The organism is Acinetobacter minutum, assembly GCF_035916735.1.
GTDB lineage: Bacteria > Pseudomonadota > Gammaproteobacteria > Pseudomonadales > Moraxellaceae > Acinetobacter.
In genome coordinates, this window is record NZ_JAQIHG010000045.1 from 1 (window position 1) to 10,516 (window position 10,516).

A 10,516-nucleotide genomic window follows, 5' to 3' on the forward strand; every position below is an offset into this window, starting at 1 on the left:
GCCGACCATGGAAAGGATTCATATGCTGCACCTTTAGCTAAAACAGTCTTCAGCTTACCATTCGTGGTTATTTGCAACAGTGCCGTCAGAAAAGCATCTATTGAACTTGGGATCAAGATTAAATGGGGTGGAGCATGGCGTTACTTAAACGACTATGACAGCTCTAGGAAAGCTTATGATGCCTATATAGCAGAAAGGAAGAAGCTCGGTAAAAAGCCCTTCCTCGATGGCGTACACTTTGAAATAGACAATTAATACACAACAGCCCTTAGCCTTAACAGGTTAGGGGCTTTTCTTTTAGAAAGAAGTTTGATAAAAAATTGATCCGCTAGTCACTGCCGAAGGTGTAAATGTACTTTCACGATACGAAATACTCAAACCAATGTTTTGATTTTTTGCAAAGGTATAATCAATTCCAGTAGATAAGAATAATCTATTGTCGTCATAATCCTTATTGAAATCTAAAGGCTCTAGAGCTTCAACACCTGTTGCAGAATAGTCTGAGAACTTTTTATCAAAATCTTTCTCATAGCCTATTTGAGCAGAAATATTCAACTTGGAAGTTAAAGCTGTAGCTGCTTCTACTCCTACAATTGCTGTAGTCGTTTCACGGCTAAGATCATCATAGGTCAAAGGATTTGTAACATCATCTGACAATTTCTCAGTATAACCTTCACGTTCAATATCGGAATATCTAACGGCTAAATATGGCGTAATCATTGCCTTATTTTGAATATTAAAGGTATTACCTAAAGATGCATACCAAGCATTTGTTGTTAAATCAGAACGCCCTTGTCCTGCTTCAGCAGAAGCAATCTGATCACGTTTTATATCAACTTTACCATTACTATAACGATAAGCGATATGAGCATTTAAGCCTTCACCACTGTCTTTTTGATTCCAACCTGTATAAACCGAAACATCTGGAGCAGTTTGACGATAGCTTACATCTGAATAATTAATATCAGAAACAATCTGCTCGGCTTTGTTGCACAAAGATTTGAAATGCAAAGCGCCCCTAATTGAGCCAAATTTAAGGCGTAACTTGGGTAAGTGGTCGACCTAATTCCGTAAATCTGTTGAGGACTGCTACACGTGCATGAACCTCATTGACTTGGCTATCAAAGCTCCTTGCACTGAGTTTATCTCCTAATAATTTGATGCAGTGCATTTTAGTCTCAACCAAACTTCGGCGATGATAGCCTGACCATTTTTTCCATAGTGTCCTACCTAAACGTTTAATTGTTCGAAGTAATTCATTTCGCTCTAGCGAGCTACTCTTTGTATCTTTCCATGGTTTCGCATTTTTTCTAGGTGGAATCACCGCATGTGCTTGCCGATCTGCAATGACCTGACGGCATTGCTTGGTGTCATAAGCTCCATCGGTATAAACAGAGTCAATCTGCTCATCTTGTGGAATCTGATTAAGTAAATCACCAAGCACCTGTGAATCACAGACATTATTGGTTGTGAGCTGAATAGCGCGTATTTGTAGGGTTTTGGCATCTATACCAATATGTAGTTTACGCCATTGGCGACGATATTCAGCTCCATGTTTCTTGCGTTTCCATTCGCCCTCACCTAGAAACTTCATCCCTGTAGAGTCTACGAGTAGATGCAGCCCATCGCTACTTTTTTGGTAGCTGATTGCAATATCAATATGCTTTTGTCTTCTACAAAGCGTACTGTAATCTGGTGCGGTCCAATTTAATCCGCAAAGTTTAATCAGACTTTGCACAAAGCCAGTGACCATACGTAAAGATAGACGGAATAAGGATTTAATCATTAAGCAGCATTGGATAGCTGCCTCGGAGTAGGTTTGATTTCGCCCTTGTTTGCCTTTTGATGGAGCATACCATTGCGTAGCAGGATCAAACCAAATGGCAATATTTCCGCGACTCATGAGTGCTCGGTTATATGCGGGCCAATTGGTTGTGCGGTAGATTTTGTGTGTAGGCTTCTTCATTTGAAAATTATATCGCTGAAAAAGCCTTTACAGATAGGTTTGTGCAACAAAGCCATGCAGTGACCGAAAGCTTCTTTCATACATTGAAAGGTCATGTGATACATGGCAGTGTATTTGCTACTCGAAAAGAGGCAAATGCTGTCTTGTTTGACTATATTGAGATTTACTACAATCGGGTCAGAAGGCATTCTGCAAATGGTTGGTTAAGCCCAGAAGCCTTTGAACAGAAATATTTCAAGAATTTAGAGGGATCGACTGTCCACAATACTGTCTAGGATCACACCTTTCGACTGATATTTATACTCTAAGAAGTGTCCGTTTTAATTAGATTATAGTAAAGAAAATGTATCAAATTTAACGATGAAGGTACAACCATGATGGTAACTTGAAGGATATATCTCTATTTCTCCATGATTGAGTTCAACAATTTGTTTTACAATCGATAAGCCTAAACCGCTGCCAATAGCCTCAGATATTGTATCGACTCGATAGAATCGTTGAAAAACAAATGGGATTTTTTCCGTAGGAATACCGATACCATTATCTTCAACCTTGACATAGCTTTTACCTTTGCTTACACCACATTCAATTTTAATTATTGATACAACGTCTTTTCGTCGATAAAGAATTGCATTGTCAATTAGATTTCTAAGCATAATCTCAAGCTGGTCAGGTTGTCCTTCAATCGGAGCCGATGCTAATTCGCATTCAAGCTGTACACCCGACTTTTGGATTTTAAATAGCATGCTTGATATCGTGCTATTAATCACATCAACCAAATCAAGCTGTATTTTATCCTGAACCTGGTTTGGAGCAAGCCTAGCCAAAGTTAATAATTGGGATATCATCCGAGAAGCTCGATCAACACCAGAAATAATATCGGTAACGGCATTGTCAACTTCTTCTTTAGAACGTGCATTTTTTAGAACTTGAGCATGAACCCTGATCGACGCTAGAGGTGTCCTTAATTCATGTGCAGCGTTTGATGTAAAACGTTTTTCTCGCTCTATACTTTCAGAAATTTCCTCAAGTAATGTGTTTAAAGACCTCACCATTGGCTCTATTTCTTTTGGAACAGGTTGGTGTAATGGATATAAATTATCAATTGAACGCTTTTCTAAATGCTGACTGATCTCTTGCACTGAAGTGAGATTTAATTTGATGATTCTGTAAATCAACCAACTAAGTAATGGAAGGAAGATAAAAGACAGGATAAACAGGAAGATAATCGTTGAACTTTGAATAAGCTTGTTCAGTTGCCATATTTGTGCAATCTGTACTTCAACAGTATGTGTCTGATCCCAAACAGAATAAGTTCGATAAAATTTCCCATCTAGCTTTATCCAACCAAATCCTGTTTGATTCAGGAAAGGTTCCGTACCCACACCAACGGAACGATAAATTAAATGCCCATCCTTATGCCAAAGCTGAAAAATAATCTGGCTGTAGTGTTCACTTTGTGCTGTTTCCAAAAAGGTTTGTTTAGTCCCAGCCACCTCAATGCTATTTACAGTTGTAGATAATAATGCATGTCCTGTTTCTGCCAAAGATTCATCAAAGATCTTGTTGGTAGCACGCTCAATTTCCCAATAAGTACAAATTAAACTTACAGCCCACAAGCAAATTGTGGTGACAATAATAATGAATGATAAGCGGCGAGTTAGCGAATAACTCTTCAATGTTCTAGGCATTACTGATTATTATCCACAATATAACCTAATCCCTTGATAGTTCTAACAATATCTTTACCCAGTTTACGTCTAAGATTATGGATATGTACCTGAAGTACATTACTGTTCACATCATCATTTGTATATATGGAATCTTCAAGCATACGTTTAGTAACGATACGTCCCTGATTAACCATCAAAAGTTGTAAAAGATCATATTCTTTCTGTGACAGATCTATCGGGATATTATTCACAGAAACCTGTTGTGTAGATTTATTGATCACTATATTTCGAAATTCAAAAATATCACTTACGCTGCCTGACATTCTTCGAACAATCGCCTGAATACGAGCAATGACTTCATCCAGATCATAAGGCTTGGTAATAAAGTCATCTGCTCCTGCCTTTAATCCTGAAATACGATCCTGAACACGATCTTGTGCGGTCAAGATTAAAATTCCGATATTTGAATTCTTTGACCTAATATATTTGAGAATTTCTAAACCGCTTTTATCCGGTAATCCTAAATCCAATAACACAATGTGATAGGAATACACTGATAAAAAGTGCTCTGCTACTTGAGCATTTCCAGCGATATCCACAACAAAATTGGCTTGGTCCAGGCCTAAAGCCGTTGCCTTAGCAAGTAACAAATCATCTTCTACGAGTAGTATTCGCATTTTTACTTCACTTTAACTGTCTTATCAAAAATAGGCTTAGCGTTCTTCGTGTGCAGGCCATAGTAAGTGACTGTTCAATAATAACAATGCATAATTTTGTGCATAGTCGATCTTAGCCTGATCTAACCGTGTTTTACCATCAATCCACTGACGTGAATGTAAAAGCCATTCGTTGAGCGTAATTTCTCCCAATTTGTAGGCTTTATTCATCATCTGATCCTGGCTAGCTAACGCTGCAGTAATCTGTTGAGACTGAGAAATTCGGGCTTGAGCATCCTGGAGATAGGAATAAATGATCTTGGTGTCATTCTCTAGTCGTGATTTGATTTTTTCCACCTCAATATCCGCCTTGCGTGCTTCTGCTTGGGCCATGTTGGTTGCAGCACGTACTTGACTACCGGCTAAAGGAATAGAGACTGAAAAACTGATCAGGTTCTCATCCCCACTCTGCTCTCGGCTGTAACCCAAACCAATGGTCGGGTTGGGTATCTTATTAGCAAACTGTCTTTGAGCCAACGTATGCTGCTGTTGAGCCTGTTTTTGAGCCAGTTCAAGTTCATGGTTTTCTTTTAAGACTGTTTCAATCCATTCTTGATAGCGATATGGAATGGGCTGTGGTTGGATATTTTGAGTTGAAAAATGACTTGGGATTGCACCTTGAAAATAACGGGCTAGACTTTGCTTACTCTGTTTCAGTTCTGTTTGTAATTGAACCAATTCTTCTTTCAATTGCAACAACTCATTGTTGAGCAACATAAATTCTAAACGTGCAGCATCACCTGCTTGTACACGTTTATCTAACACATTGAGCTGATTTTGCAGGATATCCAAATGTTCCTGTGTTCTAGATACTCGTGTTAGGGTACGTAAATAGGCAAACCAGTTCGACAGTAATTCTTTACTCGCTTCATGCCAGGCATCCCCATATTTCAAATCGGCTATAGTTAAGGCACGCTCACCAATGTCACGATCTAACCTGACTTTATTTGGCAGACGAAGTTGTTTTTCGATTCCAATATTAGGTTCGTAGGAATTACTGGAAGATTCTGTATTACCCACATCACTGCGTCGTAACTGCATACCCGTTTTAAAGGTCCAAGGGTGCTCGCCTATTTTGAGTTGTTGGTGATAAGCAGTTGCATAATCCTTTTCTGAGAGCGCGGTTAAAATAAATGGATGTTGTTTTAAACTAGTTTCCACTTCTATTGTTTTTGGCAAAGCCTGTTCTATTCCTGTGTAGTCAATATTCGCAAAAGCCGAATTAGATAGCAAAATACCTAAAATGCCATAAAACAAATGGGCTGATATTTTTTTCATGCGGAATATTCTCCATTTGCTAAATAACCATGGGTCAAAAGTGGAATCGCCCAATAAAATAGTTCCGTACCATTAAATTGCTGATTGATATGCGCGATCACAGTATCGATATGTTTTACCGATAAAATGATGATAACGAGATTGCGTTCCGTTGCACCACGAATCTGTTCTTGTAAGTTACGATAGTGTTGGCGTCGTCCAAAACCGAGAGAATGCACAGTTGTACACCCAGAGATTACGTCTGGTATCAGTAATAAATGGCTCATCAATTCTTGGGTAATGGATTTAGGCACATTAATTGAAAGCTGGCACATTTCAGGCATGACGTCGTCCCTCAATTCCAAATTGCTTAAACAGATTAGGTAACAGAATGAGTGTGAGCATTGTGCAAGTGATCAGTCCACCAATAACCACAATCGCTAACGGACGTTGTATTTCTGAGCCTGGTCCCGTAGTAAGCAACAACGGTATCAAACCAAGAGCTGCGATCGAAGCGGTCATCATGACTGGACGTAAACGACGCAATGCACCATAACGTACAACATCCTGAATCGACATTCCTCGTGCCAACAATTGATTAAAATAGCCAATCATCACTAAGCCATTCAACACTGCGATGCCCATCAAGGCAATAAAACCAACAGATGCAGGAACAGATAGATATTCTCCAGTAAGCGCGAGTGCAACGATCCCACCCACCAGAGCAAATGGAATATTGACAAAGACCAAAATGCTTTGCCGTACAGATCCTAGCGTCGTAAAGAGCAGGAAGAAGATCATAGCCAATGAAGCAGGAATCACCAGCATCAGGCGAGCAGCAGCACGTTGCTGGTTTTCAAATTGGCCACCCCATTTCAAATAATACCCTGGTGGTAATTTTACTTTTGCTGCAACCAGTTGTTTCGCTTCATCCACAAAACCAACTAAATCACGACCACGTACATTTGATCTAACCACAGACATGCGAGAAGCATTTTCCCGTTCGATTTTTACTGCACCTTCAGTTTTGATAAGCTGTGCCAAAGATGCGACTGCCACTGCACCACCATTGGCTGTAGGTAAAGTAATCGAGGAAAAATCTTCCGTAGATTGTGACAAGATCGGATCACCTTTCATCATTAAAGGAACTGCTTTACCATTTTCAATAATGGAACCAACCTGTTGTCCTTCTACCAACATTTTCAGATTGGCTTGAATGGTTTGGCTATCCAGATTATTACGCAGTGCCATATCACGATTAATACGGACTTCCTGATATTGCACACCCGAGTTTTCCAAGGTCATGACATCTTGACTGCCAGGAATACTTTGTAAAACACCTGCAATTTCTTTCGATAAGGCATTTAATTTGTCCAGATCTGTGCCGTAAACCTTTACAGCCAAATCACCCCTAACTCCAGAGAGCATTTCAGAGGTACGCATTTCAATGGGCTGTGTAAAGGTTAAATTAACGCCGGGCACATCAGCCAAAACTTTTCTGACTTGCTCCAAAATGGCTTCTTTGCTTTCAGCTTTCCACTCTTTGGCTGGTTTGAGTACCAAGAAAGTATCTGTTTCATTCAGTCCCATCGGGTCTAGACCAAGTTCATCTGATCCTGTACGAGCCACGACACGGGCGACATCAGGCACCTGTTCAAGGATTCTTTTTTGTACATCCAGATCCAATTGAATCGAATTTTGCAAACTGATAGAAGGCATTTTTTCCAACTGCAAAATCGCATCACCTTCATCCATTGTCGGCATAAAGGATTTACCAATAAATGGAAAAATCGCCGCAGCAAGTAAAAGAGATATACCCGCCAAGGCGTAAGTTTTTTTTGGATTAGATAAACTAAGATCCAAAATCTTCGTATATCCAGCCTCCAGTTTGCGTACCACATAAGGCGTGTGATGTGAACCTGATTTGAGAAAGAACGAACACAACACTGGAATCACTGTAAGTGATAACAACAAGGAGCTAGATAGCGCGAATACAATCGTTAGCGCGACTGGAGAGAATAACTTACCTTCCAAGCCTTCTAGTGTCATCAGCGGAATAAAAACCAGCATGATAATGACCATACCCGCTGTGACAGGCACTGCAACTTCAGAAACGGCCCTAAAAATAATATGCAATGGTGGTAAGAAAGACTTATTTTCAGCTTCCGAAGCTTCAGCCAATTGCATTTCTATGTTTTCCACGATAACTACGGCTGCATCAACGAGTAAACCAATCGCAATGGATAAACCACCTAAAGACATCAGATTGGCACTGAGACCAAACTTGGACATCAACAAGAATGTTGTTAAGGCAGATAAGGGTAAAATTACTGCCACAACAAGCGCAGAGCGTAAATTACCCAAAAATAGTAAAAGTAAGATCAGTACAAGAACGATCGCTTCAAATAGGGATTTACTGACGGTCTGTATCGCACGGTTAACTAAATCACCACGATCATAGAAAGGTTCAATCGTGATACCCTCAGGTAAAGTTTTCTGAATTTCATCAATTTGTGCTCTCACACTTTGCACAACTTGACGTGCATTCGCACCTTTTAAGGTCAGAATAATGCCTTCAACTGCTTCACCTTGGCCATTTTCTGTGACGGCCCCATAACGTGACAATGCACCGACGTGGACATCAGCCACATCCTTCACTGTAACCAGCACACCGTTATTATTGGACACAATAATACTGCCGAGTTGTTCTAAATTCTCGACACGACTATCACTACGGATCAGTAGAGATTCACCATTTTCAGTGAGGCGGCCAGCACCGTCACTGGTGTTATTGAGCTCGATCGCTTGTTTAACTTGATCCAAGGTCACCCCCCGTGCAACAAGTGCAGCAAGATTAGGCGTAACTTCAAAAGTCCGAACAAAACCACCTAAAGCATTGACATCTGCTACTCCCTCAATCTTACGTAATTGTGGGCGGATAACTCGATCCAACAAAGTCCGTTTTTCCATCTCACTTAATGGACCATGTAGGGTAAACATAAATGCCTCCCCTAATGGAGTGGTCATAGGTGCGATCCCACCGGTTGCACTGTCGGGTAATTGCGACATAACTCCACTTAAGCGCTCACCAACTTGCTGACGTGCCCAATACGGATCTGTACCCTCTTGAAAGTCTAAATTAATTACTGCAATAGCATATTTAGATTGTGAACGCAGCATCTTCTGGTTTGGGATACCAAGAAGTTCCTGTTCGATCGGTACCACAATACGACTTTCAACTTCTTCTGGTGTCATACCGGGTGATTTAATCACGATCTGTACTTGAGTACTGGATACATCTGGAAAAGCATCAATGGGTAGCTTGGTAAAAGCTAAATAACCAGCAATACACAGTACAGTAGCCAGCAATAAAGTCAGTATGCGCTGGGCCAGTGCAAAGGAAATTAAACGATCTAGCATAATCTTTCCTTATTTGGTTGTTGCACTGTTATTTGTTGGAGCCTGTTCTGCTCCAAACCCTGAGAGAATAGCTTTTAATCGCTCAACACCAGTCACAGCAACTTCCAGACCTGTCTTTAAAGTTGACCCTGTAATATGGGTGATCTGTGCACTGCTAGAAACAACATCTACAGGAACAGCTGTAAAACCTAAACCGGTACCTTGTTTAACAAAGATATAGCTGGTTCCACCTCTGAGCATGATCGCACTGCTCGGAACAGACCAGATAGACTGATTGGCTTGCATGCTGCTCTGGATCTGCGCTTTAATGTATTGATTCACATTCAAGCATGGATCTGTTGCATCCATCTGCACCATCACTTCATGCGTTTGAGTGTTACCATTCAGCATTGGTGCAATTTTCACTACACGGCCTTTTATTTGACACCCCTCTACGGAAACAGTATCTCCAGTATGAATACGTGCAACGTTCTTAATCGGTGTTTGTAACGTCAAGATGAGGGGAATCTTACGATTAATGATTTGCCCAATCACACTACCAATTTCAACACGCTGTCCTGCAGTAACATTCAGTGCTTCTATCAGCCCTTGCGCTGGACTATTTACATAAACAACCGGATTTAACCCAGAAGCTGAACTGCCTCCCATGAACTGCAGCATTCGTTGTTTCGCTTCAAGTTGAATATTTACCTGCTGTAATTGGTTACGCGCTTCCTGAACTCTTTTTTCAGCAATGATGCCTTCTGCAAAAAGTTGTCTTTCACGGGCTAAGTTCTGCGAATAAAGCTGTTTCTGCGAGCGTAATTGTAAAATTTCATTTTGGATTTGAACTACATCCGGACTATGGATCGCAACTATTTTTTTTGATTGTGCAATGTCAGCCAAGGGCTGCACAAAAATTTGCTGGATCACACCTGATATAGGACTGGTCACCATAATTTTGCTTTGCGGTGCCCATTGTGCTTGTCCCTGTAGACTAATTGAAGATGAAATATCTTTTGTAGCAGGTGTAAGCACTTGAGTGTTGATACCAGCCTGTTGTTGCTGTTTTGTGCTTATAGCTAATTGATTCGTTGACTGTTCAGTGCCTGCTGCAGTTTGCTCAACAGATTTTGTTTCTGGAGCAAAAAATCTAATTGCAAACCAAATTAGAATGACAATAAACAGAAAAAAAATAAATATAAAAAGCTTTTTATAATGAGATAGATAACCGTATAGCTTACTCATGGGCTATAACCTTAAATTACTAATCAACAACGATTGTAGACTTGTTTTCTTAAGTTCGAGTTAATTGGGTGAATTGTCGCCAAAGATTTACCGAAAAAAAGAGAAATATTAAAAAAGCTACGGTGTACTGCGCAAGCAAGTCCAAATGAGGTGCGCTTTTATTCGGAAAAATCAGCACATATGAACCGTACCGGGTTTGTCGGAGACTTTTTATTTAAGTTAGGCCACCTGACCTAATGGGTTAATTTTATCATAGT

The 10,516-nt window shown here is 40.2% G+C and carries 8 protein-coding genes and 2 pseudogenes; 2 read left to right on the top strand and 8 right to left on the bottom strand.

The window, feature by feature from the left end; genetic code table 11:
• Positions 1-255, top strand: a pseudogene (locus PAE54_RS11845) (hypothetical protein); the annotation flags it as partial.
• 42 nt (positions 256-297) lie between these two features.
• Here the strand turns inward: PAE54_RS11845 and PAE54_RS11850 are convergent.
• A complete protein-coding gene (locus PAE54_RS11850; RefSeq protein WP_326519587.1) occupies positions 298-1,011 on the bottom strand; it encodes an autotransporter outer membrane beta-barrel domain-containing protein in 714 nt (237 codons plus the stop codon).
• Between the two features lie 22 nt (positions 1,012-1,033).
• Positions 1,034-1,966, bottom strand: a complete 933-nt coding sequence (locus PAE54_RS11855) for an IS5-like element IS17 family transposase (RefSeq protein WP_326519588.1) — start codon at positions 1,964-1,966, stop codon at positions 1,034-1,036.
• Positions 1,967-2,019: 53 nt separating this feature from the next.
• Here PAE54_RS11855 and PAE54_RS11860 point away from each other — a divergent pair.
• Positions 2,020-2,241 (top strand): annotated as a pseudogene (locus tag PAE54_RS11860) (IS3 family transposase); the annotation flags it as partial.
• Positions 2,242-2,295: 54 nt separating this feature from the next.
• Here PAE54_RS11860 and PAE54_RS11865 read toward each other — a convergent pair.
• Genes PAE54_RS11865 through PAE54_RS11890 form a run of 6 tightly spaced genes read right to left on the bottom strand, consistent with a single transcriptional unit; the run spans position 2,296 to position 10,259 of the window.
• On the bottom strand, positions 2,296-3,657 hold the full coding sequence (locus tag PAE54_RS11865) for an ATP-binding protein (RefSeq protein ID WP_326519589.1): 1,362 nt from the start codon (positions 3,655-3,657) through the stop codon (positions 2,296-2,298).
• A complete protein-coding gene (locus tag PAE54_RS11870; protein WP_326519590.1) occupies positions 3,657-4,316 on the bottom strand; it encodes a response regulator in 660 nt (219 codons plus the stop codon). The genes PAE54_RS11865 and PAE54_RS11870 overlap by 1 nt, the downstream gene beginning before the upstream one ends.
• Positions 4,317-4,352: 36 nt before the next feature.
• Positions 4,353-5,633: a TolC family protein gene (locus PAE54_RS11875; RefSeq protein WP_326519591.1), complete on the bottom strand. Its 1,281-nt coding sequence runs from the start codon at positions 5,631-5,633 to the stop codon at positions 4,353-4,355.
• On the bottom strand, positions 5,630-5,956 hold the full coding sequence (locus PAE54_RS11880; protein WP_326519592.1) for a DUF3240 family protein: 327 nt from the start codon (positions 5,954-5,956) through the stop codon (positions 5,630-5,632). The genes PAE54_RS11875 and PAE54_RS11880 overlap by 4 nt, the downstream gene beginning before the upstream one ends.
• Positions 5,949-9,032, bottom strand: coding sequence for an efflux RND transporter permease subunit (locus tag PAE54_RS11885; protein WP_326519593.1), 3,084 nt, complete (start codon positions 9,030-9,032; stop codon positions 5,949-5,951). Before PAE54_RS11885 ends, PAE54_RS11880 begins: the two co-directional genes overlap by 8 nt.
• Before the next feature lie 9 nt (positions 9,033-9,041).
• Positions 9,042-10,259, bottom strand: a complete 1,218-nt coding sequence (locus PAE54_RS11890) for an efflux RND transporter periplasmic adaptor subunit (protein ID WP_326519594.1) — start codon at positions 10,257-10,259, stop codon at positions 9,042-9,044.
• Between the last annotated feature and the right edge of the window lie 257 nt (positions 10,260-10,516).